The sequence below is a fragment of the Hydrophilobacter chitinilyticus genome (assembly GCF_049860745.1).
GTDB lineage: Bacteria > Pseudomonadota > Gammaproteobacteria > Burkholderiales > Burkholderiaceae_C > Rhodoferax_B.
Genome location: NZ_CP187561.1, coordinates 526,436 through 551,756, shown reverse-complemented (window position 1 = coordinate 551,756; position 25,321 = coordinate 526,436). Strand labels below are relative to the sequence as shown.

The window sequence follows — 25,321 nt, the reverse complement described above, 5'->3', positions numbered from 1 at the left end:
TTCCAAAGGCGACGCTCAGAAGCCATACCGCCCTAGCTGAACTTTAAGGAGAAATGCCATGACACTCACCTCAACCACCCGCGGCGCATTGCTCAGCCTTTTGTCGGCCACCGCCTTGACCGTCGCCACTTTGCCAGCCCATGCACAAGACGAATTGATTGTGGTGGAGCCAGTGCGCGCCACCACCTTCCTCAACGGCGGCATTGGCAGCGACGAAGAGCAATTCATGCGCAAGACGGCCAAAGACTGGCCTTTGCGCATGATCTTTTCTGAACGTAAAGACAACGAATTCGTGGCCGATGTCTCGGTCTTGGTGACCGACATGCGCGGTGTCCCCGTGCTGCAACTGAGCGATGCTGGCCCCTTGACCTACGCCATGTTGTCGCCCGGCAAGTACCGCATCAATGCGCGCTTCCACGGCCAGAGCGAAACACGTGAAGTCACGCTCGATGGCAAGACTGGGCGCGATGTGTACGTCCATTGGAAAGGCAACGCCAAGTAAGCCCATCGCGTCAGCAACTCGACTCTCACAAATGAAAACTCAAGGAGGCATCATGCACACCCGCCCGACTCTTGTTGCGATCGCGCTGTTCACGGCCATCGGCACTTTGTCTGCACCGGCGAGAGCCCAGAACACCGGCACCGCAGCGCCTGCGGCCTCCTTGGCCAGCCGAGGCAACGCCGCGACATCACCCGACCACTGGATAGAGTTCGACGACGAAACCTACACCCCGGTGCTGGACGACGTCAGCCGCAACATCGCGGCCGCCCGCGCCGCATTGGTCAACAAAGACAACGCGCTGGCCGCGCAGTCCATCACTGCAGCAGCCCGTGCACTGGAAGCCCAAGCCGACAAAGTCGCCACGCTGGACAGACAACAAGCCGCCGCCGACATGCAACAGGCACGCGACACCCAAGCCCGCCTGCGGATGCTGACCAAAACGCTGGACGCCACCGCTGCACGCATCAAAGCAGGGCAAATCCCTGGCACGAAAGCGCTGGACCAGACGCTGGACAAGGCTTCACGCGCCGACCTTGAACGCCGTTGGCTGGTGGTCGACGCGGCCACCTGGGTTCCTGTGGTGGAAGAGCCGCAAGTTCACTTCAGGGCTGCTGTCGAGGCATTTGCGAAGAAGGACTACCAGGCAGCTGCCACTGAAGTGCGCAAGGCCGAATCCTACGTACGCCTGGAAGCCGCGCGCGCCTCGGGCCTGGAGAAGAAGGATTTGGATGCCACCACCGCCGCGCTGGAGAAAACCGCCGTGTCGCTGCAAAAGGGCAGCATGAAATCCGAGCAGACCCTGCGCGACACGTTTGCCAAAGCCAACCATGCGCTGGCGCTGGCCCATCGCACCAAGGCGGCTGAATCATGGGCACGCAAAGCCTATCGGCATGCAGGTTATGAGCTGAACGCCGCAGCACACGGATTGGAAAGCGCTGCCGCATGGGCGGGCCACGCCAGCACCGAGGGCGCGCGTGCCACATTGGCCGAGACGCGTGCCGTGGGCGACAAGCTGGTCAACGGCGGCGTATGGGCCAAACAAGAGGTGAATGCTGGCTTCAACGACCTGGGAGACGCGCTCAACAAGGTAGGCCATGCCCTGGGTTTGAATGCCAAGGCCCACACATTCGATGCCGGGCCGTCGACGCCCAGCCGCTAACTGCCACAGGTGGAGATCACCATGTACAACCACAATCTGTATGAACGCAGCACGGGAAGGGGGCCACCAACGCGATATCCGGTGCAAAGGGGTGCACAGCCCTGCGACAATGCCCCCATGTTTGCGCCACTCCAAAACGACAGCTTCCTGCGCGCTTGTCTGCGCCAATCCACTGACCACACCCCCATCTGGCTGATGCGCCAGGCCGGGCGCTACCTGCCCGAGTACCTGGCCACGCGCGCCAAGGCCGGTAGCTTCATGGGGCTGGCCACCAACACCGACTACGCCACCGAGGTCACGCTGCAGCCGCTGGAGCGCTTTCCGCTGGACGCGGCGATTCTGTTCTCCGACATCCTCACCGTGCCCGACGCCATGGGCCTGGGCCTGAGCTTTGCCGCAGGCGAAGGCCCGCGCTTTGCCTACCCGGTGCGCGACGAAGCCGCCGTACAGGCGTTGCAAGTGCCCGACCTGAACAAGCTGCGCTACGTGTTTGATGCAGTCACCAGCATCCGAAAGGCGCTGAACGGACGTGTGCCGCTGATCGGCTTTTCGGGCAGCCCATGGACGCTGGCCTGCTACATGGTCGAGGGCCAAGGCTCGGACGACTACCGCCTGGTCAAGTCCATGCTCTACAGCCGCCCGGATCTGATGCACCACATGCTGCAAACCAACGCCGATGCCGTGGCCGCATACCTGAATGCGCAAATCGACGCCGGCGCCCAAGCAGTGATGATTTTCGACAGTTGGGGTGGCGTGTTGGCCGATGGCGCTTTCCAGACCTTCAGCCTCAACTACACGCAGCGCGTGCTGCGCCAGTTAAAGGCCAGCGGCCCGGACGGCGCCCGCGTGCCGCGCATCGTCTTCACCAAGGGCGGCGGCCTGTGGCTGGACGAGATGTCCGAGTTGAGCTGCGAAGTGCTGGGCCTGGACTGGACGGTGAACCTCGCCAAGGCGCGTGCGCGCGTGGGTGGCCTGGCGAGCAGCAGCGGCACAAGCCCCGGCAAAGCGTTGCAAGGCAACATCGATCCGATCGTGTTGTTCGCCCCACCCGCGCAAATTGAAGCCGAGGTCGAGAAAGTGGTGCAGAGTTTTGGCAAGCCCCACATGGGCGAAGGCACCGGCCCCACCCACATCTTCAACCTGGGCCATGGCATCAGCCAACACACGCCGCCAGACCATGTGGCGGCGCTGGTGGCGGCGGTGCATGCCGCGTCGCGGCGCATCCGTGCGGGTTGAAATCGAGCCGATATTGGCTAGGTTGAGGGCTCAACTAGCCCCTCAACCAAACCTGCATACGGGGCCTGCAGCCTGCGGGCGTATACCATGAAATCCCCAAAACCCCGGTGCCGCCAGCCTTACTTATGCACAAAAACCGGGCATGTGACATAAGTCCTAAGGCCCCATGGGCTAGTGATGCTATGAAACCAATAGCTCACGTAAGTGGTTGATTTGTATAAGATTTAACTTTTGCATTTTTTTCAGGCAATCCAACGAATGCGTTGATTTACAAGGCTTCGCAGCGTCTCAAGGGCAGATATCAACAAAGTTATCCACAGAAAACTTGGATGCCTGTGAATAGGGCTACAAATCAATCACTTAGCGCCGCTTTCGCCAGAACACATCAACACCAAGCGCCAACTCTTCCAACGCATGCCGCACGCCGTTTCCATCGTTGTCCAAACACCGGCCCACAGTGCCGTAGCCGGGCCGCTGAGCTACCTAAGTGAGTCCCCGCTCTCACCAGGAACCTTGGTGCGCGTACCGTTGGGCAAGCGCGAAACGCTGGGCGTGGTGTGGGACACGCCGCCCGAAGACGCTGCGGTGGCCGCCACCGGCGAGCTCAAACACACCAGCGCGGTGCTGGACGGCATTGCACCGCTATCCAGTTCGTGGCGCAGATTGGTGCAGTTTGCTGCCCAGTACTACCAACGCGGCATGGGCGAGGTGGCTTTGGCCGCCTTGCCGCCTGCCTTGCGCGATCTCACAGCCGAGCAATTGGCGCGGCGCTTGAAACGGGCGCCAGCCAAAAAAGCACCCGCAACGGCCGAAAGCATGGCCGACAACAGCATGCCCCTGAGCCCGGAGCAAACCCTGGTGATGGCCGAACTGCAAACCCAGCCCGGCCCGTTTTTGCTGTTTGGCGCCACCGGCAGCGGCAAGACCGAGGTCTATTTACAAGCCGTGCAGCAGTTGCTGGACAGCGACCCGGCCGCGCAAGCGCTGATCATGGTGCCCGAGATCAACCTCACACCGCAGCTCGAAGAACGTTTTCGCAGCCGCTTCGAGCCGCGTTACGGTGCGGCGTCGGTGGTCGCCATGCACAGCGGCCTCACACCGCCTCAGCGGCTGAAGAGTTGGCTGTCGGCTCACCTTGGCCCATTGAGCGGCGGCGCACGCATCGTGCTCGGCACGCGGATGGCAGTGTTTGCGTCCATGCCCCGGCTGCGCCTGATCGTGGTCGACGAAGAACACGACCCGAGCTACAAACAACAAGAAGGCGCGCGTTATTCGGCGCGCGACATGGCGGTGTTCCGCAGCAAGATGGAATGCGACATGGCTGGCCCCGACGCCGCACCAGGCCACTGCCGCGTCATCCTGGGCTCGGCCACGCCGTCGATTGAGAGCTGGCACCACAGCCGCCCGGCCGACGAAGGCGGGCGCTACCAGCGGCTGGCCATGCCGTCGCGCATTGGCGCAGGTGCCCTGCCCAAGGTGCGGCTGGTCGACATGAACCTGCAGCGCCGCAAAACCGTGTTTGCGCCGGCGTTGATTGACGCCATCCAGCAGCGCATCGCACGCGGCGAGCAAAGCATGGTGCTGCTGAACCGGCGCGGTTACGCCCCGGTGCTGGCCTGCGGCACCTGCGAGTGGAAAAGCGAATGCCCCAACTGCAGCGCCTACCGCGTGTTCCACAAGATCGACCGCAGCCTGCGTTGCCACCACTGCGGCTTTGCCGAAGCCGTGCCACGCCAGTGCCCGGCATGCGGCGACCCCGACATTGCGCCCATTGGCCGTGGCACCGAGCGCCTGGAAGAACACCTGGCCGAGCTGCTGGCCAACGTAGAACACCCGCAAGGCCGCCCGGTGCGCATTGCGCGCATCGATGCCGACAGCACCAAACACAAAGGCACGCTGGAGACCCAACTGGCCGAGGTGCACACCGGCGAGGTTGACGTGTTGGTGGGCACCCAGATGATCGCCAAGGGCCACGACTTTCGGCGCATCACCCTAGTGGCCGCGCTCAACGCCGATGGCGCGCTGTTCTCCAGCGACTTTCGCGCGCCTGAGCGCTTGTTCAGCCTGCTAATGCAAGCCGGTGGCCGCGCCGGGCGCGATGCTGCTCAGGCCGACGCCAGCGAAATGTGGGTGCAAACCCAGCACCCACAGCACGCGCTGTTCGCCGCGCTGCGCCGCCACGACTACCCGGCCTTTGCCAAAGAACAACTCGAAGAACGCCGTGGCGCCCACATGCCGCCGTTTTGCTTCCAGGCGCTGGTGCGCGCCGATGCCCGCACGCAAGAAGCCGCACAAGCCTTCTTGAACCAGGCCAGCGCCGCCGCCGTGGAAGCAGCGTTGCCCGGCAGCGACCAGGTAACGCTTTTTCCTGCCGTGCCCATGACCATCCAACGCGTGGCGAATGTCGAACGTGCGCAAATGTTGGTGGAGTGCCCGACGCGCAGCGCGCTGCAGCGCTTCTTGTCGGCCTGGCAACCGGTGCTGCGCGCCGCCCGCAGCCACCCCGAAGCCAAGGGCTTGGTGCGCTGGGCGGTGGATGTCGATCCGCAGGCGATTTAGGGCTTTAACCCAGTTAACCCAGCCAGGCGACGGCGCCAGAGAACGTGAAAAACGCGGCGGCAGTGGAGATCAAAATGATGCGCGCGATACGCCCCGTGTCCGCGCCAAACCGCTCGGCCAGCAACGACACATTACTGGCACTCGGCAGCGCTGCCGCCAGCACCACCATGGTGAGCGCAAAGCGGTCGAGCGGCACACCCATGGCGATGGCACCAAAGCCCACTCCGGCCACCAGCAGCGGGTGCAGGATCAGCTTGAACAGCGCCACCGGCAGGTAGTCGCGCAACAGCAGCGGGGCGTGGTGGCCATGCGCGGCCACGGCTTGTGAACGCGCCAGTACCGCACCAATGGTGAACAGCGCCACGGGCGACGCCGCATCGGCCAACATGCCGATGGTCTGGTTCAACGGCTGCGGCAATTGCAGTTGTGTGGCCGAGGTCAACACGCCCAACACAATCGCCCAGGGCATGGGGTTGACCGCCACCCCGCGCAAGGCGCGGCGCGCGGCCTTGCTGGCGCCATGTTCGTCGGCCCCATCGAGGCGCGACAGTGCAATGCACAGCGACGAAGTGAACAACAAATCAACCACGATGGTCAGCATGGCCGGCCCGGCGGCCTTGGCGCCAAACAAGGCCACCAACAGCGGTACGCCCATGAAACCGGTGTTGGGAAACGCCGCGACCAGCGCGCCAAAGGCGGCATCGTTCCAGCGCACGCGCGCATTCAGGCTGGTGCGCACCACCAGCGCCACCATCACCGCTGCGCACAGCAGGTAGACGGCAAACAGCTTGAAGTCGAGCAGGCGCGCCAGCGGCGTGGTGGCCCCAAAACGGTACAACATACACGGTAGCGCAAAGTACAGCACAAAGCCGTTAAGCCCCGAGATCGACTCCAACGGGAGCCAACGCCGGCGGGCGGCAATGTAGCCGGCGAGCACCAGCGCGAAGAACGGAAAAGTGACGGTTAAGACATTTAGCACGGCGCAATTGTCGCCTTGGAAACAGCTTGTGGTGACCGCACAACCATGGCCTCCGAACCCGAGTTTCCCTGAGCATACAAACAGGAAGCATCCTGTTACGATGAATTTTCAAAAAGAATAGCGTGCATCCCGAAGGCGCAAGTAGCTTCCCTACAGTTGCCACCGGAGACCGTGCCATGCTTAAGAGCCTGCAAAACCTCACGATCGCCAAAAGGCTCGGAGTCCTCAACCTTGGCGCCCTGATCGGCGTCGTCCTGCTTACCCTGTTCATGCTCCATTCGGAGCGCACCTTGATCATGGATGAGCGCAAAGCTAGCGTGCGACAGAACGTAGAAGTCGCTCACAGCCTGGTGAACTATTACTACACGCAGTCCACCAGCGGCAAGCTGCCCGAGGCCGATGCCAAGAAGCAGGCCATGGAGGCGCTGCGCACCTTGCGCTACAGCGGCAATGAATACTTCTGGATCAATGACTTCACGCCCGTGATGATCATGCACCCCTTCAGGCCCGACCTGGAAGGCAAAGACCTGAGCGAAAACAAAGACCCCACCGGACTGCGCTTGTTCGTCGAATTTGCGCGCGTCGCCAAGGCCTCGGGCGCCGACTTTGTGCTCTACATGTGGCCCAAGCCGGGCGCTGAAAAGCCGGTGCTCAAGGTGTCGTACGTCAAGGGCTTCACACCTTGGGGCTGGATCATCGGCTCGGGTGTTTATGTGGACAACGTGGACGCCACCATCCAGTCGCGCGCCATCACCATGTGCATTTTTGTGGCGGTGTTGCTGGCCATTCTGTTGCTGCTGGGTGTGGTGATTGCGCGTGGGCTGATGCGCCAACTGGGCGGCGAGCCCACGGCAGCCTCCCATCTGGCCAACGAAATCGCCCAAGGCGACCTGACGGCGACCATCGACCTCAAACCGGGTGATAGCAGCAGCATGCTGTTTGCCATGCGCACCATGCGCGACAGCATTTCCGACATCGTGGGCGAGGTCCGCCAAGGCACGGAAACCATCAACCTCGCCGCCGGCGAAATTGCGGCCGGCAACAACGATTTGTCGGCCCGCACCGAGCGCCAAGCCAGCTCGCTGGAAGAAACCGCCGCGTCGATGGAAGAGCTGACCGCCACCGTCAAACAAAACGCCGACAACGCGCGCCAGGCCAGCCAGTTGGCGGCATCGGCCTCGCAAGTGGCAGCCAAGGGTGGCGCCGTGGTGAACGAGGTGGTGGAGACCATGGCCACCGTCAACTCATCGTCGAAGAAGATCGTCGACATCATTGGCGTGATCGATGGCATCGCGTTCCAAACCAACATCCTGGCGCTGAACGCTGCCGTGGAAGCGGCCCGCGCTGGCGAACAAGGCCGTGGCTTTGCGGTGGTGGCCAGCGAAGTGCGTGGCTTGGCGCAACGCTCGGCCGGAGCCGCCAAAGAGATCAAAACGCTGATCCACGATTCGGTGGAGAGCGTGGAGAAAAGCACCGCACTGGTCGATCAGGCCGGCGCCACCATGACCGAGGTGGTGACCAGCGTGAAGCGCGTGACCGACATCATCTCGGAGATTGCCGCCGCCAGCCAGGAGCAGTCGCAAGGCATCGATCAGATCAACCAGGCCGTGACCGACATGGACACCGTGACGCAGCAGAACGCCGCGTTGGTAGAAGAGTCGGCAGCAGCAGCTTCGTCGATGCGCACGCAGGCCGAGAAGCTCACGCAGTTGGTGAGCGTGTTCAAGCTCTAAAAAAGAATAGCTGCTGACGCAACCCCATAGGGCGTCAGCAGCCTTTTTCTTTTAAACCAGCGCCATCGGACGCTGGGCAACCCAACGCGTTAAACGATCGTTTTTTGCAGCAGCTTGCGCGTGGTCATCTGGTCGATGGGCGAGTTCAGCGACTCGATCGCACGCAGCTCGCCGTTCTCGTGGTGCAGCACCGACAAGCTGCCGGGCTTCGGGCCTGGCTTGAGCGTGCTCTGGTACTCTGGCCGCCACAGGCCAGTGACCTGCAAACGCAGGTCGCCTTGATCCGACCAGAACCACGGCATCGATGCATACGCCTTGGCCGGCTGGCCACACAATCGCGCGGCCACGGCACGCGCTTGTTCGTTGGCGCTTTGCACCGATTCCAAGCGCACGTGCTGCGCCAGCAGCGGGTAGTGAAACGCCACGCAGTCGCCGATGGCACTGATGTTGGCATCCGACGAAAGCAGTGCTTCGTTCACCACCACGCCGTTGTTGCAGTCGAGGCCAGCGGCAGAGGCCAGCTCGGTGTTCGGCTCGGAGCCAATGCCCACCAGCAGCGCATCGGCCGGCAACAACACACCCGCCACCTGCACACCGGCAATATGGTCGCCGTTCCACACCAGTTGCTCCACCGTCTGGCCCACACGCACGTCGAGCCCGTTGGTTTGATGGCATGCGAGCAGATGGCTGCTCATCTCGGGCGACAGCGAACGCGTCAGCAAACGCGGCGCGGCTTCCAGCACGGTGACCTTTTTGCCCAGGCTGTGCAGCGTGGCCGCCAGCTCCAGCCCGATGAAACCGCCGCCCAACACCACCACGTTCTGGACGGTGGTCAGCTTTTCGCGCAGCGCGAGGGTGTCGTCAAACGTGCGCACCTGGAACACGCCGCCCGCGTTGACGGGCAAGCCCGGGAGACGGCGCGCGCGTGCGCCGGTGGCCAGCACCAGGTGGTCGTAGGCCAGGGTTTCAACCGCACCGCCGCCATTCGCGGGCTGCAGGTCCACGGTTTTGGCGTCGCGGTGGATCGCCAGCACCCGCGTGGCCAGGCGCAGTTGGATGCCAGCGGTTTCGTAAAAACCATCGGGGCGCAGCACCGGCAACACCGGCGCTTCGTCTTTGATCAGCGCCTTGGACAGCGGCGGCCGGTGGTACGGCACGTGCGCTTCCTCGCTCACCAACACGATTTCACCCTTGAATTGGCCTTCGGCCAACGACGCACACAACTGGGCTGCGGCATGCCCGCCACCCACAATCACCAACCGAGTCATGAGATTCCTTCAGATTCCCGCAAAAGACAAAGGGAGACTCCCATCGACCAAAACCGGGCCGCGTCCCGCAGGGTCGCCAATGATAGTGGGGAGCGCAGCCCAGGGCCTTCCGCAGGCTACAATGCGCGACTGTTCAGCCCCTGCGGCCGAGCGCTCTCGCTGTATTTCAACGGATAGAATTCGGCCCTCCGAAGGCTGAGATCCAGGTTCGATTCCTGGCGGCGGGACCATATTTCAAGGCTGGAAGCTTGCAAAAGCTCCCAGCCTTTTTCATTTCCGGGTCGCCACGGCAGCATCGCCCCGCCTTCATATAATCGAACGGCCAAGTCGGCGCGATTTCATCGGCGGCTTGGCACGGTTCAAAGGTGCCTCCATGCCGCGCGCGGCGACGAGGTTAAACGGGAAGCAGGTGACCCAGCCGCAAATGGCTAGGCATTCCTGCGCTGCCCCCGCAACGGTCAGCGGATTTGGGAACCCTTACGCCATGCCTTGAGGCATGGCAGCCACTGCGCTACGGCGTGGGAAGGCGAGGGCTCTGGTTTGAAAGCATCACGCTCTTCAAACGCTCCGCAAGCCCGGATACCGGCCTTGAACTAACTTCGGTTGCTGCGGGAGTGCACGAGCCGGGATGCCCCACCAGCCCTTTGCGGCCACCGGGCAGCCCCCAACGATCCCCACCCACAGCGGCCATTTCAGTCATGCCCGCGGGGACGCGGGCCGTTGAAGGAACCTGTTTCATGCAAACCAGCAAAATTCCCGCCACCATCGTCACCGGCTTTCTAGGCAGTGGCAAAACCACGCTGCTGCGCCACATTCTGCAAAACGCGGGCGGGCTGCGCATCGCGGTCATCGTCAACGAGTTTGGCGAGTTGGGTATCGACGGTGAAATTCTGCGCGGCTGCGGCATCGGCTGCGACGACGAAGGCAACGCCACCGACGGCGCGCTGTACGAGTTGGCCAACGGCTGCATGTGCTGCACCGTGCAGGAAGAATTCTTCCCGGTGATGCAAAAGCTGGCCGAGATGCGCGACCGCATCGACGCCCTGCTGATCGAAACCTCGGGCCTGGCTTTGCCGAAGCCACTGGTGCAGGCCTTCCAATGGCCCGGCATTGCCAACGTGTTCACAGTGGACTCGGTGGTCACCGTGGTCGATGGCCCTGCGGCCGCCAGCGGCCAGTTTGCCGAGAACCCGGTGGCCGTGGACGCGCAACGCCGCGCCGACCCCAACCTCGACCACGACTCGCCGCTGCACGAGCTGTTTGAAGACCAGCTGTCGGCCGCCGACCTGGTGATCCTCAACAAAACCGACCTGATGGATGACGCCGCACGCGCCAGCGTGGAAGCGCTGATCCGCGGCGAGATTCCGGCCGAGGTGAAGATCGTCACCGCCACAGAAGGCCGCTTGCCGCTGGCCCTGCTGCTGGGCCAGGGCCGCGCGGCCGAGACCACCATCCACCTGCGCGAGAGCCACCACGACCACGAGGAAGACCACGACCATGACGACTTCGACTCGGTGGTGGTGAAGCTGCCACAGGTCGACCGCGACCGCCTGTTGGCCGTGCTGGAGCAACTGGTGGCACAGCAAACCATCTACCGCATCAAAGGCTTTGCGGCGATTCCTGGCAAACCCATGCGCCTGCTGGTGCAAGGCGTGGGCCGCCGCTTCGACCAACACTTCGACCGCCGCTGGAACACCGATGAAGTGCAGCGCACCGAGCTGGTGTTCATTGGCGCCGATTTGGACGAGGCCGCCTTGCGCGCCGCGCTGAATGGCGCCGTGGTCGAAAGCGCTGCGGCTTAATCCGCAGGCTGAAGTCAACCGCCGTCTACCGCCTCACAAAGCCGCCCCATGCACTTGCTCAGCACGCGCCCTGGCGGCTTTGTGGAAGACGACGGCGTGGTCGCACAACTCGACCAAACGCCCGCCGAAATTGTGGTGCTGAGTTCGGCCGACACCAAGCTGTCGCTGCTGGCCTCGGCGCTTGAAGCTCTTACAGCGAACACGTCCGACTACCCCACGCTGCGCCTTGCCAACCTGGCCTACCTGCGCCAGCCTGCGTCACTCGATCTCTACATCGACCAGGTGCTGCGCCACGCCAAAGTGGTGGTGGTTGACCACCTGGGCGGCGACTCGGCCTGGCCTTACGGCATTCAAGAAATCAGCAACCTGGCGCGCCGCCAAGGCCAGCACCTGGCGATGTTCTCGGGCGACCTGCAAGAAGATGAAACCCTGCTGGCGCACAGCACCCTGCCACGCGCCGTGTGCCGCCAACTGTGGCAATACCTGCGCGCTGGCGGGAGCGGCAATGCGCAGCAGTTTCTGCGTGCGCTGGCCTTCCACGGACTAGACCACGGCGCCGCACCACTGCCGCCCCGCCTGCTGCCCCCCGTGGCCCTGTACGCGCCGTGGGGCCTGGCCACCGCACACGATGTCGCCACCATGGAAGATGTGCGCGCCGGTTGGCTGCAGGATGCACCGGTGGTAGCCATCGTGTTCTACCGCTCACACCTGCAAGCCGGCAACACGGCGGTGTTTGATGCATTGGCCCAAGCCCTGCGCACACAGGGGCTGAACGCGCTGCCCGTGGCGCTCGATTCATTAAAAGACCCGATGTGCCTGGCCGCGTTTCGTGGCCTATGCACCGAGCACCAGGTTCAGTTGGTGCTAAACACCACCGCGTTTGCGGCGTTGGGCGCACACGAATCCATCGACGGCCAGGCGCAAGCTGCGCTGGTGGGCGACGCGCCGGTGCTGCAAGTCATCGTCAGCGGTGGCAACCGTGAAGACTGGCTGGCCGACAGCCAAGGCCTGCTGCCGCGCGACATCGCGATGCAAATCGTGCTGCCCGAAATGGATGGCCGCATCGTCACCCGCGCCATCAGCTTCAAAGGCCTGGCCTACCGCAGCGAGCTGACGCAAACCGACGTGGTGCGCTACCAGCCCGAGCCCGACCGCATTGCCTTTGTGGCCGCGCTGGCGCGCCAATGGTGCCGCCTACGCAGCCTGCCCGCCAGCGCCAAACGCGTGGCGCTGGTGCTGGCCAACTACCCCGGCAGCGAGGGCCGCATCGGCAGCGGCGTGGGGCTGGACACCCCCGCCTCGGTGATGGCCATCCTGCAGCGCCTGACGGCACAGGGCTATCACACCGGCAGCGCAGACCATATGCCGGCCGATGGCGATGCGCTGATGCACGCCCTGCAACAAGGCGTGGCCAACGACCCCACCCAATGGCCTGCCCGCCCGGCATTCCAAAGTTATGCCTTGGCCGACTACGAACAGCGTTTAGCCGCCCTGCCCGACGGCATGGCCGCCGTCATCACCGCCCGCTGGGGCGCGCCCGCACAAGACCCTATGCTGCGCCAAGGCCGCTTCATGATTGCCGGTTTGCGTTTGGGCCAGGTGTTTGTGGGCATTCAACCCGCGCGCAACCATAGGGTGGACGGCATGGCCGACTACGCCAGTTACCACGACGCCGAGCAGGTGCCGCCGCACCACTACCTGGCCTTCTACTTCTGGCTGCGCGATGTGTTTGTGATTGACGCCGTGGTGCACGTGGGCAAACACGGCAACCTCGAATGGCTGCCCGGCAAAAGCCTGGCGCTCTCGGCCACCTGCTGGCCCGATGCCGTGCTCGGCCCGCTGCCCAACATCTACCCCTTCATCGTCAACGACCCCGGTGAAGGCGCGCAGGCCAAACGCCGCACCCAGGCGGTCATCATCGACCACCTGATGCCGCCGCTCACGCGCGCCGAAAACCACGGCCCCATGCAAGACCTGGAGCGCCTGGTGGATGAGTACTACGACGCCATCTTGGTCGACGGCCGCCGCGCCAAACTGCTGCGCAGCCAGATTTTGGCCACCGTGCGCCAGCAACGTTTGGCCGAAGAAATCGACCTGCCGGTGCCCGCACTCGAGGCTGATGACGACACCATTCTGGCGCGCGTCGATGCCTACCTGTGCGAGTTGAAGGAAGCGCAGATCCGCGACGGCCTGCACATCTTCGGCACCTCGCCGCAAGGTGTGCAACGGCGCGACACCTTGGTGGCGTTGGCGCGCTACCCCTCTGGTGACGGCCAAGGCGCGAACGCCAGCCTGTTGAGCGCGCTGGCAGCCGATCTGCTGAATGACACCACATTCAACCCGCTAGACATCGAGCCCGCCACCCCATGGACTGGCGCACGCCCCGCGTTGCTGCAAGCCGTGAGCGATAGCCCGTGGCGGCACCACGGCGATACACGCGAGCGGCTGGAGCTGTTGGCGCAGCAGCTTGTAGAAAACGACGCATCTGCGTTGAACCTACCGGCCACCCAAGCGGTGCTGGCCCGTGTACACGCCACCCTGGCGCCCGCGCTCGATACCTGTGGTCATGACGAGCTGCACCATTTGGTGAATGCCTTGGACGGCCGTTTTGTGCCCCCCGGCCCCAGCGGTTCACCGTCGCGCGGTCGGCCCGACGTGCTGCCCACGGGGCGCAATTTCTACACCATCGACACACGTGCCATCCCCACGCCCACGGCCTGGTCGCTCGGCATGAAGTCGGCCGAGCGCCTGGTGGAGCGGCACCTGCAAGACCATGGCGACTACCCACAGTCCATCGGCCTGTCGGTCTGGGGCACCTCGACCATGCGCACCGGCGGTGATGATCTGGCGCAAGCCTTTGCATTGATTGGGGTGCGCCCCAAGTGGGCGGCAGGCAGCCAACGTGTGGTGGACTTTGAAGTGCTGCCCATCGTGGGCATCCACCGCCCGCGCATCGACGTGACGCTGCGCATCTCTGGCTTCTTTCGCGACGCCTTTCCCAGCGCCGTGCACATGTTCGATGCCGCCGTGCAAGCCGTGGCCGCGCAAGAAGACGAAGACGCCAACGACAACCCCATTCGCGCGCGCATCCTGCGTGAAGCCCAAGCGCTGCAAACCGCAGGGCTGGACGCCGCGACCGCCCGCACCCAGGCCGGTTGGCGCGTCTTCGGTTCGGCACCTGGCCACTACGGCGCGGGCCTGCACGCCTTGTTCCAAAGCGGCCAGTGGCAAGACGACGCCGACCTGAGCACCGCCTATGTGGGCGCGGGCTCCTATGCCTACGGCAGTGGCAGTGACGGTGTGCCGGCCCAAGGCGCGTTGACGCGCCGGCTGGAAGTGATGGACGCCGTCGCGCAAAACCAGGACAGCCGCGAACACGACCTGCTGGACTCTAACGACTACTACCAATTCCAGGGCGGCATGGCCGCTGCCGTGCGCCACCTGAGTGGTCGCCAACCGGCGATGTACCACGGCGACCACGGCAACCCGGCGGCACCACGCATCCGCACCCTAAAAGAAGAAATTGCGCGCGTGGTGCGCACCCGCGTGGTCAACCCCAAGTGGATTGAAGGCGTGAAGCGCCACGGCTACAAAGGCGCGTTCGAGATGGCCGACACCGTGGACTACCTGTTCGGCTTTGATGCCACGGCCCGCGTGGTGGGCGACCACCAATACGCCATGGTGGCCGACGCCTATGTGCTGGACGAGCACACCCGCGCCTTTGTGCAACAGCACAACCCGCGCGCCTTGCAAGACATGCTGAACCGCCTGCTCGAAGCCATGGCGCGCGGCCTGTGGCAAGAGCCCGGCGACTACCGCACACAACTAGAAGACCTGCTGCTCGACCACGAGCAACGCCTCGAAGGAGTTTCGAAATGACCGCTCCACATTTGTCGGCAAGCTTGCCGCCGCTGTTCCCGTTCTCCGCCATCGCCGGCCAACCCGCGTTGACCGAAGCCCTGCTGCTGGCCGCCGCCGACCCCGCCCTCGGCGGTGTGCTGATTGAAGGCCCGCGCGGCACCGCCAAGTCCACCGCCGCCCGCGCGCTGGCCGAGTTGTTGGGCGATGCGCCTTTCGTCACGCTACCCCTCAGCGCCAGCCTGGAGCAACTCGCTGGCACGCTGGATCTAGCCACCGCACTCGGCGGCCACGCCGTGCAATTTGCCCCCGGCCTGTTGGCCCGCGCACACGGTGGTGTGTTGTATGTCGATGAAGTCAACCTGCTGCAAGACGGCCTGGTCGATACGCTGCTGGATGCGGCTGCTAGCGGCGTCAACGTGGTCGAGCGCGACGGCATCTCGCAAGCCCACGCCGCGCGCTTTGTGCTCATTGGCACCATGAATGCGGAGGAAGGCGAATTGCGCCCGCAGTTGCTCGACCGCTTTGGTTTGTCGGTGCGGCTGCACAACCTTACCGAACCCGCGCAACGCCAGGCCGTGGTGCGCGCGCGGCTGAGTTTTGATGCCGACCCGGTGGCGTTTCGCGCGCGCTACGCCGCCGCACAAGCCGATCAACAAGCACGCTTGAATGCAGCCCGTGCAAGGCTCAGCGAACCGCTCGCGTTGCCGGTGAGTGATGCCGTGCACACCCTGGTTGGCGGCTTGTGTATCGCCGCACTGGTAGATGGTTTGCGTGCCGACCTGGTGATGCTGCGCGCCGCCCGCGCGCTGGCCGCGCTGGAGGGCGCCGAAGCCGTGGCCGCCGCGCATGTGCACCGCGTGGCAGAGCTGGTGTTGGCGCACCGGCGCCATCCAGAAGCGCAGCACAACCCTGCCGCTCAAAGCTCCAACAGCAGCACGAGCAACACCAACCAGAACGCGCTCCAAGACCATCGCAACGACGACGGCTCAGATGGTGCGAATGGTAAGAATGCTGCCGATGGCGCATGGGGCGCCATGCCCCCAGAACCCACCGGCACCGAACGCATCAAACCGCTGCGGCCCTTGCTGCAAACCCTCACCGAGCGGGCCTCGGCAAAAAAAGCCTGAGCCCTCCATCGGTGGCAGATGCTGGTGATCGCCAGCGCGATGGAGGGCTCAGCGGTACACCTACCCGGCGCACGCTCAAAGCAGCGCGCGCCTCGGCGGCGCTACGCCCGCCCACGCCCATCCATTGGCCACGCACCTTGTCGGCACGCGGCGCCGCGCCTTTGCGCGCAGAACATTTGCGGCACCATCCCGCCACGCCGGTCGACAGCGAGCTGCATTGTTTTCTGCTCGACTGTTCTGCTTCCATGCGCATCGGCGGCGCGCTGGCCCGCGCCAAGGGTTTGCTATTGGCCATGATGGAAGAGGCCTACCGTGGGCGCCATCAGGTGGCCTTGCTGTGTTTCTCCGGCACGGGCGTACAGCTGCAACTGTCGCCGCGCCGCGCTGCGGTGTGGAACGACGCTTGGGTCAACCCCATTGGCGGGGGCGGCGGCACGCCTTTGAGTTTGGGCATTGCGTCAGCAGAACAATTGCTGCGCCGCAGCCACGCCAGCCGCCGCCTGCTGTGGCTGCTGACCGACGGCCGCAGCCGCGAAGCGCCCGCACGCCCGGCTTCGGCCGATGCCATTGGGGTGATCGATTTTGAAGCCGCCCGGTTGCCGCTGGCCCGCGCGGCACAACTGGCGCAAGCCTGGGACGCAGACTATCGTCACCACGCTGAATGGAATTGATTGAGCGACCGATGAACGCCGCATCCCAAACCAACATCGCCCCAGCGCAGCCGCAGGTCTACGGCTGGTGCCCTGGCGCGCTGCGCCCCATGCCTTCGGGCGATGGACTGGTGGTGCGCATCCGGCCGCCGGGCGGCCGCTTGACGGTAGTGCAAGCCCAAGGCATTGCGCACCTCGCCAGCCGCTACGCCTGGCCCATGCTCGACCTGACCAGCCGCGCCAACATCCAGTTGCGCGGCGTGGCCGCTGCCGACCACCCGGCGCTGATGCGCGAATTACAAGCCCTGCAGTTGGTCGACACCAGTCCGGATTCTGAGGCCCGCCGCAACCTGCTCATCACGCCGTTTTGGCAAGTAGACGACGGCACGACCGACCTGGCCCAAGCGCTGATGGCGGCCCTGGCATCGCCCCACGCCCCCACGCTGCCCAGCAAGTTTGGCTTTGCGTTGGACTGTGGCGAAAGCCCGGTGCTGCGTGCCTGCTCGGCCGACATCCGCATCGAGCGCAGCGCCACCGGCGTCCTGGTGTGTGCCGATGGCAGCACACATGGCGCGCCGGCCACACACAATGAAGTGGCGCCGCTGGCCCTTGAACTCGCGCAATGGTTTGTCGATGCCGGTGGCATGCAATCAGGGCGTGGCCGCATGGCGGCGCTGGTCGCCAACACCGCATTGCCTCACCGCTTCAACGCCGTGCCGCGCCGCAACGTCACACCCGCAGCACCACCCTTGGGCCTGGTGCCGCAAGGCTGCGTAGTGGGCTTTGAGTTCGGCCAGTTGCCTGCAGAAACCTTGGCCGCTTTGGCCGCGTTAGGGCCGTTACGCGTCACACCCTGGCGCAGCCTGTTGATTGAAGGTCTGCCACAACTGCCCACGCTCGAAGGTCTGATCACCCAAGACAACGACGCACGCCTGCGCGTGGCCGCCTGCACCGGCGCACCGGGCTGCACCCAAGCCGCCGGCCCCACACGCTCGTTCGCACGCGACTGGGCCGCACTGGTGCCACACGGCCAGGTGCTCCACGTCTCGGGCTGCAGCAAAGGCTGCGCGCACCCCGGTGCCACCCTCACGCTGGTGGCCACGGCCGCTGGCTTTAACCTCATTCCCCACGGCACCGCCGCATCTGCGCCCACCCGGCGCGCACTCGATGCTGCGGCGGTGGCCTCTCATCTCCAACACTTGTCGCATGCGCCACGAATATGAAACCGATGGCTCTGCCATCTACCGCCAATCGTTTGCCATCATCCGCGCTGAAGCGGACTTGGCACGCTTTACCCCCGTTGAAGAAGCCGCCGTGGTGCGCATGGTGCACGCCACCGGCATGGTGGGACTTGAAGCCCACGTGCACTTCACCCCGGGCATGGCCGAAGCCACACGCGCCGCGCTGGAAGCCGGGGCGCCCATCTTGTGCGACGTGCGCATGGTGAGCGAAGGCATCACCCGCACACGCCTGCCCGCGCAGAACCAGGTCATCTGCACTTTGCAAAACGAGGCTGTACCGGCGCTCGCCAAAAGCATCGGCAACACCCGCAGCGCCGCTGCGCTGGAGTTGTGGCGCCCGCATTTGGCAGGGGCCGTGGTGGCGATCGGCAATGCGCCCACCGCCCTCTTCCATCTGCTGAACATGCTGCAAGACCCCACGTGCCCGCGCCCGGCCGCCATCATCGGCTGCCCTGTGGGTTTTGTGGGTGCGGTGGAATCCAAGGCCGCGCTGTGGGCCGCGCCCCCGGTGCCCGCCATGGTGGTGCTGGGGCGGCTGGGCGGCTCGGCCATCACCGTGGCGGCCATCAACGCGCTGGCCAGCCGGAGGGAGATTTGATGGGCCGCATCCTTTGCGCCGGCCTGGGCCCTGGCGACCCTGACCTGATGAGTGTGCGCGCCGACCGCACCATCCGCAGCGCGCAACACGTGGCCTACTTTCGCAAGATGGGTCGGCCGGGCCAGGCGCGCCGCATCGTCGAACACATGCTGGCCCCGGGCGTGACCGAGTACCCCATGGAGTACCCGGTGACCACCGAGTTGGCCTTCGACAGCCCCGAATACAACCACAGCCTGGCCACGTTCTACGACGACTGGGCCACACGCCTGGCCGACCTGGCGCGCACGCAAGATGTGGTGGTGCTGTGCGAGGGCGACCCTTTTTTCTACGGCTCGTTCATGCACTTGCACACACGCCTGCAAGGCCGCGCCACGGTGGAAGTGATTCCTGGCATTCCCGGCATGGTGGGATGCTGGAACACCATCCAAACCCCCTTCACCTGGGGCGACGACGTGATGACGGTGCTGATGGGCACGCTGCCCGAAGCCGACCTGGTGCGCCACATGCAAACCGCTGACGCGCTGGTGATCATGAAAACCGGCCGCAATCTGCCCCGTGTGCGCCGCGCCTTGAGCGACACCGGCCGCCTGCACCAAGCCTGGCTGGTGGAACGTGGCACCATGCCCGGCCAACGCGTGGTGCCGCTGGCCGACGTGGACGGCAGCGACTGTCCCTACTTCGCCATTGTGCTGGTGCACGGCCAAGGCCGACGCCCGGAGGTGCAGCCATGAGCGGCTGGTTGTGCATCGCCGGCCTGGGCCCGGGTGACGAGCAGCTCATCACGCCTGAGGTGAGCGCCGCCTTGGCCGATGCGACCGACGTGGTGGGCTACATCCCCTATGTGCGCCGCATCGCCCCGCGCGATGGGCTGACTCTGCACGCCTCGGACAACCGCGTGGAACTCGACCGCGCGCGCGCCGCACTCGCCATGGCCGCAGAAGGCCGCAAGGTGGTGGTGGTCTCATCCGGCGACCCCGGCGTGTTTGCCATGGCGGCGGCCGTGATGGAAGCGCTCGAAGGTGAACCACAGTGGCAAGCACTCGACATTCGCATCCTGCCCGGCATCACCGCCATGCTGGCCGCTGCGGCCAAGGCCGGTGCGCCGCTGGGCCACGACTTCTGCACCATCAACCTCAGCGACAACCTTAAGCCCGCCAGCCTGATTGAAGCGCGGGTGCGCGCGGCCGCCGGGGCCGACTTTGCCATGGCCTTCTACAACCCGCGCTCCGCCAGCCGGCCCGAAACCTTTGGCCGCATCTTGCAGGTGCTGCGCGAGGTGTGTGGCCCCGAGCGGTTGATCATTTTTGCGCGCGCCGTGTCCACGCCAGAGGAACACATTCACACCGTGACATTGGCAGAAGCCACGGCCGACATGGCCGACATGCGCACCGTGGTGATCGTGGGCAACTCAGCGACGCGACGCGTGGGCAGATTCGTTTACACGCCGAGGTCAGCCTTGTGAGCGCCAAGCCAATGCAGCACTTCGGCCACGCTGCCCACCGTGGAGCGGGCGGGCAACGCTGGCCGGTCAATCAAGATCACCGGCAGGCCCAAAGCACGTGCGGCCAACAGCTTGGCTTCAGCGCCCGCGCCACCCGCGTTCTTGGCGACGATGTGCGTGATGCCGTGTGTTTGCATCAACTGCGTGTCGCCCTCAGCGGTGAACGGGCCGCGCGCCAACAGCACCTCGCCGTGGGCCAGGTGCAGCTCAGGTGCGGGGTCTACCAGGCGCAGCAAAAACCAGTGCTGCGCATGCGCCAGAAAGGGCTCGACATGTTGCCGGCCGATGGCCAGAAACACACGCGCAGCCTGCGCAGGCAAAGCGGCCACCGCACCGTCGATATCGGCCACATGGCGCCAATCGTCACCGGCTTGCGCCACCCACGCGGGGCGCTCCAACGCCAGCAAAGGCACGCCTGCGGCCGCGCAAGCCGCCACGGCGTTGCGGCTCATTTGCGCGGCGAACGGATGGGTGGCGTCCACCACATGGGTGATGTGTTCTGCGGCCAACCAAGCCTGCAAACCGTCTGGCCCGCCAAAGCCGCCCACACGGGTGGGAATGGGCTGGGCCAGCGGCGCTGCCACGCGGCCGGCGTAAGAAAAAATGGCGTCGATGTGTGCGCCAGCCAAGGCGCGCGCCAACTGGCTGGCCTCGGTCGTGCCGCCCAACACGAGAACACGTGGCATGTCTGAAGTTTTTGAACCCTGGTTGTCGATCATTGGCATGGGAGAAGATGGTCTGGCCGGCATGTCGGATGGTAGCCGCCTGGCGCTGCAGCAAGCGCAGCATGTGTTTGGCGGCCCGCGCCATTTGGCGCTGGCGCAAGTGGGCACACGTGGCCGGGCCTGGCCGGTGCCGTTCGACGTAGCACCGGTGCTGGCGTTGCGCGGACAGCGTGTGGCGGTGCTGGCTTCGGGCGATCCATTCTGGTTTGGCGCGGGTGGTAGCTTGTCGGCGCACTTGCAGTCCAGCGAATGGACGGCCTACCCGGCCCCCTCCACCTTTTCACTGGCGGCCGCACGCCTGGGCTGGCGCCTGGAGGCCACGCATTGCTTCGGCCTGCACGCCACCGCATTTGCCCACAGCCGCAGCGCCCTGCATGCCGGCCAACGCTTGATATGCCTGCTGCGCGATGGTGCGGCGGTGGACGACTACGCACAGTGGCTCACAGCCCTTGGCTTTGGCAGCAGCCCGCTCTGGGTGCTGGAAGCGCTGGGCGGGCCGAACGAGCGCGTGCGCCACACCACCGCACGAGACTATGCGCTCGCCGACGTACAAGCCCCCGTAGCGGTGGCCGTAGACGTGACGGGCGCGGCAGGTCTCTCGCACAGCCCCGGCCGGCCCGACGCGGATTTTGCGCACGACGGCCAAATCACCAAGGCCCCGGTGCGGGCCATCACCCTCGCGGCCTTGGCGCCGCGCCCCGGCCAACACCTATGGGACCTGGGCGCGGGCTCGGGCTCCATCGCGGTGGAGTGGTGCCTGGCAGGTGGCCACGCCACGGCCGTGGAGCAACACACGGCACGTGTGCAGAACATCCGAACAAATGTGCAAGCTTATGGTTTGGCGCAGGCGCTGACAGTGGTGCACGGCCAAGCCCTGGAAATGCTCGCGGGCCTGGCCCAACCACAAGCCATTTTTGTCGGTGGTGGATTTGACGAAACCCTGTTCAACGCGCTGAAGGCCTTGGCGCCGCACGGCTGCCGTTTGGTGGTCAACGCCGTCACGTTGGAAACCGAAGCCCTGCTGCTGCAGTTGCAAGCGCGCATGGGCGGCGACCTGCTGCGCATTGAACTGGCCCACACGGCCCCCTTGGGCCGCATGCGCGGCTGGGTGCCGAGCCGGCCACTGGTGCAGTGGAGCGCGGTGTTGTGAGGGCTAACCACGCGTGTGTCGCTGGCCTTGGGTTCCGCAGTGCGGCGACCACGGTCTCGTTGCGCACAGCGTTGAATGCAGCCCTCACCAACGCATCATCCACCTGCCCCACCACGCCGACTTTGACAGCGCTGGCCACGGCCGAAGACAAGGCCGATGCGCCCGCCTTCACCCAACTGGCCGCCGAACTGAATCTCCCCATCCTCGCCATTCCCTTGGCGTTGCTCGCTTCACAAAACGCCGCACCCAGCGCGGCCGTGCCGGCGCGTTACGGCCACCGCAGTCTCTCGGAAGCTTCGGCCCTTGCAGGCGCCGGGCCGGGCGCACGGTTGGTGGCCACGCGCTGCCAGGCACCTGACGGCACGGCTACCGCCGCTATTGCAGAAAGTAGAAATTCATGACCGTTCACTTCATTGGCGCCGGCCCCGGCGCCCCCGACCTCCTCACCTTGCGCGGGCGCGACTTGATCGCCGCCAGCCCGGTGTGTTTGTACGCTGGTTCGCTGGTGCCCGAAGGTGTGTTGGCCCACTGCCCGCCGGGTGCACATAAGGTCAACACGGCACCGCTGTCGCTCGACCAGATCATGGCCGAGATCGCGGCCGCACATGCCCTGGGCCACGATGTGGCGCGGCTGCATTCGGGCGACTTGTCAGTGTGGTCGGCCATGGGCGAACAGCTGCGCGCGCTGCGCGAGGCAGGCATTCCTTACACCGTCACGCCCGGTGTGCCGTCGTTTGCGGCAGCGGCGGCCACGCTGGGCGCAGAGTTGACGTTGCCGGGGCTCACGCAATCGGTGGTGCTCACACGCACCTCGGGCCGCGCATCGGCCATGCCCGAGTCTGAAGCGTTGGCGCACTTTGCGGTCACCGGCGCGGTGCTGGCCATCCACCTGTCCATCCACGTGCTGCCACGCGTGGTGGCCGAGCTATCGCCGCACTACGGGCCTGACTGCCCCGTGGCCGTGGTGTGGCGCGCCAGCTGGCCAGACGAACGTGTGGTGCGCGGCACACTGGCAACGATTGAAGCGGCCGTGGGCGACAGCATGGAGCGCACGGCGCTGATTCTGGTGGGCCACACCCTCGGCGCCGAAGACTTTGCCAAAAGCCGCCTGTACGCCGAAGACTACGACCGGCGTTACCGCCCCGTGGGCACCGCGCCGCGCTTTCCTGGAAACCCTGATGCAGCGCCCGAGGCGAACGCAACGTGATTGACCTCAGCCTCGTCGGCATCGGCACCGGCAACCCCGATCACCTGACGCGCCAAGGTGCGGTCGCGCTGAATGCAGCGGATTTGATTTTGGTGCCGCGCAAAAGCGGCAACAAAGCGGACTTGGCAGAGTTGCGCCACGCCTTGTGCGCGGCCGTGGTCACCAACCCCCACACCCGCGTGGTCGAGTTCGACATGCCCGTGCGTGATGCGGGCGACAACGCTAACCCCAGTTACCAAGCCGGCGTGAACCAGTGGCACGACGCCATTGCCGAGGTGTGGCGCCAGCACATCCACACCCACCTGCCGAACGGCGGGCGTTTGGCGCTGCTGGTGTGGGGCGACCCGTCGTTGTACGACAGCACGCTGCGCATTGCCGACCGCCTGCGCCAGCATCTGCCACTGCGCGTTTCTGTGGTGCCCGGCATCACGGCACTGCAGGCGCTCACCGCCGCGCATGCCATGCCGTTGAACGAGATCAACGCGCCCGTCACCATCACCACCGGCCGCCACCTGCGCACCCACGGCTGGCCTGCGGGCGTGGATACCATTGCCGTGATGCTGGATGGCGAATGTTCATTCATGCAGCTAGAGCCCACGCACCTCCACATTTGGTGGGGTGCTTACCTGGGCATGCCCGAGCAGCTGTGCATCAGCGGCCCCATGGCGCAAGTGCGCGAAAAAATTTTGGCTGAACGCCAAGCGGCCCGCAACGCGCATGGCTGGATCATGGACACTTACTTGCTGCGCCGCGATCCATCATGACCCGTCATAACCCGTCATGCCCCATAAGACACCTATGTCCATTGAACGACGCGCGCTATCATCCGGCCAACCTCTGTGCCAAGCCACGATGCCGCTTTTCTTGACCGCCGCATCGACAGCCACGTCTGCCTAGCTTTATTGCCAAGACCATCCAACCACTCACCAACAAGGAACCTGAAATGACGACACCTCCCATCTCTGCCGCCAACCCCGCAGCCGCCCAAACCTCCAGCATCACCTGGCAACTCGCCGGTGCCGTGGCCCTGGGTTTGGTGATGTTGTATGGCGTAGCTTTTGCTGAAAGCCCTTTGCTGCACAACGCCGCACACGACGTGCGTCACGTCACCGTCAAACCCTGCCACTGAAGAGGCATCGCGATGCTGTTTCAACGATTGATTTGGTGCGCGCTGGGCGTGGCCTTGTTGCTGGGCAGCGCGCAAACCGTGCTGCAACGCCTGCAGACCGTGCCGCTGATTTTGGCCGCCGAGGTGTTTGAAGAAAGCAAGACTGAAACCGCGCCTGCGGCCCCCGAAGCCGCCACGGCCACGCACACCCATGCGGATGCCGCCGCGCACGAGCATGAACACGGCGGCGCCGAAGAATGGTCGCCCGCCGAAGGTTTCGAGCGCACCGCCTGGACGTGGGTGGCAAATGTGCTGCACGCGTTCAGCATGGCGCTGTTGGCTCTGGCGGCCATGGGCTTTTGGGCATACCGCCGGGCGGTGAAGTCTTTGAGCGAAACCAAGGGCGTGAAGCTCGCCTTCGCGGTGGCGGCTGCTGGCTGGCTGAGCCTGCATTTCTGGCCGTCGCTCGGTCTGCACGCCGAATTACCGGGCATGGACGCCGCCGCTTTGCAGGCGCGCCAGGCTTGGTGGGTGCTGGCCGTGGGTTGCTCGGGGCTCGCCTGTGCGGCAGTGGCCTTTGGCACGCGCACCTGGAAGTTTGCTGTGGCCGCATTGTTGTTGGCTGTGCCTTTTGTGGTGGGTGCGCCGCAGCACAGCGGTGATGCACTGGCGGGTTTCAGCGGCGAAGCCCATGCGCAGATGGCCGAGCTTGAACGTCAATTCGTTTGGGCTACCACCTGGTTGTCGCTGTCGTTCTGGGTTTTGCTGGGTGCGCTGAATGCGTGGGTGTTCACGCGCTGGCTCAAGCCGGTGTTGGCTGATGTACGGCCTGGCGTTTCAACGACCACTGCCGCGACTTGATCCTGGGTGATACCACTGCCATCAAAACGGGCGCTTGTTTTCAAGCGCCCGTTT

The 25,321-nt window shown here is 65.0% G+C and carries 22 protein-coding genes, 1 tRNA gene and 1 riboswitch; of the genes, 20 read left to right on the top strand and 3 right to left on the bottom strand.

Features of this window, described 5'->3' with window-relative positions:
• Window positions 1-58 precede the first annotated feature (58 nt).
• The 4 genes from ACPWMG_RS02680 to priA all read left to right on the top strand — a co-directional run bounded on the left by ACPWMG_RS02680 (window position 59) and on the right by priA (window position 5,456).
• Window positions 59-502, top strand: a complete 444-nt coding sequence (locus tag ACPWMG_RS02680; protein ID WP_483303125.1) for a hypothetical protein — start codon at window positions 59-61, stop codon at window positions 500-502.
• A 52-nt stretch (window positions 503-554) separates the two neighbouring features.
• Window positions 555-1,661, top strand: coding sequence for a hypothetical protein (locus tag ACPWMG_RS02675; protein ID WP_483303124.1), 1,107 nt, complete (start codon window positions 555-557; stop codon window positions 1,659-1,661).
• A 117-nt stretch (window positions 1,662-1,778) separates the two neighbouring features.
• A complete protein-coding gene (hemE, locus tag ACPWMG_RS02670) occupies window positions 1,779-2,897 on the top strand; it encodes a uroporphyrinogen decarboxylase (RefSeq protein WP_483303123.1) in 1,119 nt (372 codons plus the stop codon).
• A gap of 414 nt (window positions 2,898-3,311) precedes the next feature.
• Window positions 3,312-5,456: a replication restart helicase PriA gene (gene priA, locus ACPWMG_RS02665; protein ID WP_483303122.1), complete on the top strand. Its 2,145-nt coding sequence runs from the start codon at window positions 3,312-3,314 to the stop codon at window positions 5,454-5,456.
• Window positions 5,457-5,469: 13 nt separating this feature from the next.
• On the opposite strand, the gene ACPWMG_RS02660 is transcribed toward priA, so the two are convergent.
• Window positions 5,470-6,435, bottom strand: coding sequence for an AEC family transporter (locus ACPWMG_RS02660; protein WP_483303121.1), 966 nt, complete (start codon window positions 6,433-6,435; stop codon window positions 5,470-5,472).
• Window positions 6,436-6,611: 176 nt separating this feature from the next.
• Here ACPWMG_RS02660 and ACPWMG_RS02655 point away from each other — a divergent pair, with 176 nt between their 5' ends.
• The gene (locus ACPWMG_RS02655) at window positions 6,612-8,168 is read left to right on the top strand and encodes a methyl-accepting chemotaxis protein (RefSeq protein ID WP_483303120.1); all 1,557 of its coding nucleotides are present in this window, start codon (window positions 6,612-6,614) and stop codon (window positions 8,166-8,168) included.
• An 89-nt stretch (window positions 8,169-8,257) separates the two neighbouring features.
• On the opposite strand, the gene ACPWMG_RS02650 is transcribed toward ACPWMG_RS02655, so the two are convergent.
• Window positions 8,258-9,436: an NAD(P)/FAD-dependent oxidoreductase gene (locus ACPWMG_RS02650; protein WP_483303119.1), complete on the bottom strand. Its 1,179-nt coding sequence runs from the start codon at window positions 9,434-9,436 to the stop codon at window positions 8,258-8,260.
• 155 nt (window positions 9,437-9,591) lie between these two features.
• On the opposite strand from ACPWMG_RS02650, the gene ACPWMG_RS02645 reads away from it, so the two are divergent.
• From ACPWMG_RS02645 to cobJ, 9 genes are all read left to right on the top strand, one after another.
• Window positions 9,592-9,666, top strand: a tRNA-Arg gene (locus ACPWMG_RS02645).
• Between the two features lie 115 nt (window positions 9,667-9,781).
• Window positions 9,782-10,041, top strand: a riboswitch (cobalamin riboswitch).
• A gap of 132 nt (window positions 10,042-10,173) precedes the next feature.
• Window positions 10,174-11,238 carry a cobalamin biosynthesis protein CobW gene (gene cobW / locus ACPWMG_RS02640; RefSeq protein ID WP_483303118.1) on the top strand — a complete coding sequence of 355 codons (1,065 nt, stop codon included), beginning with the start codon at window positions 10,174-10,176 and terminating at the stop codon, window positions 11,236-11,238.
• A 48-nt stretch (window positions 11,239-11,286) separates the two neighbouring features.
• A complete protein-coding gene (gene cobN / locus ACPWMG_RS02635) occupies window positions 11,287-15,117 on the top strand; it encodes a cobaltochelatase subunit CobN (RefSeq protein ID WP_483303117.1) in 3,831 nt (1,276 codons plus the stop codon).
• Window positions 15,114-16,226 carry an AAA family ATPase gene (locus ACPWMG_RS02630; RefSeq protein WP_483303116.1) on the top strand — a complete coding sequence of 371 codons (1,113 nt, stop codon included), beginning with the start codon at window positions 15,114-15,116 and terminating at the stop codon, window positions 16,224-16,226. The genes cobN and ACPWMG_RS02630 overlap by 4 nt, the downstream gene beginning before the upstream one ends.
• An 11-nt stretch (window positions 16,227-16,237) precedes the next feature.
• Window positions 16,238-16,897: a vWA domain-containing protein gene (locus ACPWMG_RS02625; protein WP_483303115.1), complete on the top strand. Its 660-nt coding sequence runs from the start codon at window positions 16,238-16,240 to the stop codon at window positions 16,895-16,897.
• Between the two features lie 11 nt (window positions 16,898-16,908).
• On the top strand, window positions 16,909-18,099 hold the full coding sequence (gene cobG / locus ACPWMG_RS02620) for a precorrin-3B synthase (protein ID WP_483303114.1): 1,191 nt from the start codon (window positions 16,909-16,911) through the stop codon (window positions 18,097-18,099).
• A complete protein-coding gene (locus tag ACPWMG_RS02615) occupies window positions 18,083-18,715 on the top strand; it encodes a precorrin-8X methylmutase (protein WP_483303113.1) in 633 nt (210 codons plus the stop codon). The genes cobG and ACPWMG_RS02615 overlap by 17 nt, the downstream gene beginning before the upstream one ends.
• On the top strand, window positions 18,715-19,446 hold the full coding sequence (locus tag ACPWMG_RS02610; protein ID WP_483303112.1) for a precorrin-2 C(20)-methyltransferase: 732 nt from the start codon (window positions 18,715-18,717) through the stop codon (window positions 19,444-19,446). Before ACPWMG_RS02615 ends, ACPWMG_RS02610 begins: the two co-directional genes overlap by 1 nt.
• Complete coding sequence (gene cobJ, locus ACPWMG_RS02605) at window positions 19,443-20,177, top strand: precorrin-3B C(17)-methyltransferase (protein ID WP_483303111.1); 735 nt, start codon at window positions 19,443-19,445, stop codon at window positions 20,175-20,177. Before ACPWMG_RS02610 ends, cobJ begins: the two co-directional genes overlap by 4 nt.
• Here cobJ and ACPWMG_RS02600 read toward each other — a convergent pair.
• Window positions 20,153-20,902 carry a cobalt-precorrin-6A reductase gene (locus tag ACPWMG_RS02600; protein ID WP_483303110.1) on the bottom strand — a complete coding sequence of 250 codons (750 nt, stop codon included), beginning with the start codon at window positions 20,900-20,902 and terminating at the stop codon, window positions 20,153-20,155. The two genes, cobJ and ACPWMG_RS02600, sit on opposite strands and share 25 nt — an antisense overlap.
• On the opposite strand from ACPWMG_RS02600, the gene cbiE reads away from it, so the two are divergent.
• From cbiE to ACPWMG_RS02570, 6 genes are all read left to right on the top strand, one after another.
• The gene (cbiE, locus tag ACPWMG_RS02595; protein ID WP_483303109.1) at window positions 20,901-22,091 is read left to right on the top strand and encodes a precorrin-6y C5,15-methyltransferase (decarboxylating) subunit CbiE; all 1,191 of its coding nucleotides are present in this window, start codon (window positions 20,901-20,903) and stop codon (window positions 22,089-22,091) included. The genes ACPWMG_RS02600 and cbiE overlap by 2 nt on opposite strands.
• Complete coding sequence (locus ACPWMG_RS02590) at window positions 22,088-22,492, top strand: cobalamin biosynthesis protein (RefSeq protein ID WP_483303108.1); 405 nt, start codon at window positions 22,088-22,090, stop codon at window positions 22,490-22,492. The genes cbiE and ACPWMG_RS02590 overlap by 4 nt, the downstream gene beginning before the upstream one ends.
• Window positions 22,489-23,298, top strand: a complete 810-nt coding sequence (cobM, locus tag ACPWMG_RS02585; RefSeq protein WP_483303107.1) for a precorrin-4 C(11)-methyltransferase — start codon at window positions 22,489-22,491, stop codon at window positions 23,296-23,298. The genes ACPWMG_RS02590 and cobM overlap by 4 nt, the downstream gene beginning before the upstream one ends.
• The gene (cobF, locus tag ACPWMG_RS02580; protein WP_483303106.1) at window positions 23,295-24,062 is read left to right on the top strand and encodes a precorrin-6A synthase (deacetylating); all 768 of its coding nucleotides are present in this window, start codon (window positions 23,295-23,297) and stop codon (window positions 24,060-24,062) included. The genes cobM and cobF overlap by 4 nt, the downstream gene beginning before the upstream one ends.
• Before the next feature lie 179 nt (window positions 24,063-24,241).
• Window positions 24,242-24,427, top strand: a complete 186-nt coding sequence (locus ACPWMG_RS02575) for a CbtB domain-containing protein (protein ID WP_483303105.1) — start codon at window positions 24,242-24,244, stop codon at window positions 24,425-24,427.
• 12 nt (window positions 24,428-24,439) lie between these two features.
• Window positions 24,440-25,267 carry a CbtA family protein gene (locus ACPWMG_RS02570; RefSeq protein ID WP_483303104.1) on the top strand — a complete coding sequence of 276 codons (828 nt, stop codon included), beginning with the start codon at window positions 24,440-24,442 and terminating at the stop codon, window positions 25,265-25,267.
• Window positions 25,268-25,321 lie beyond the last annotated feature (54 nt).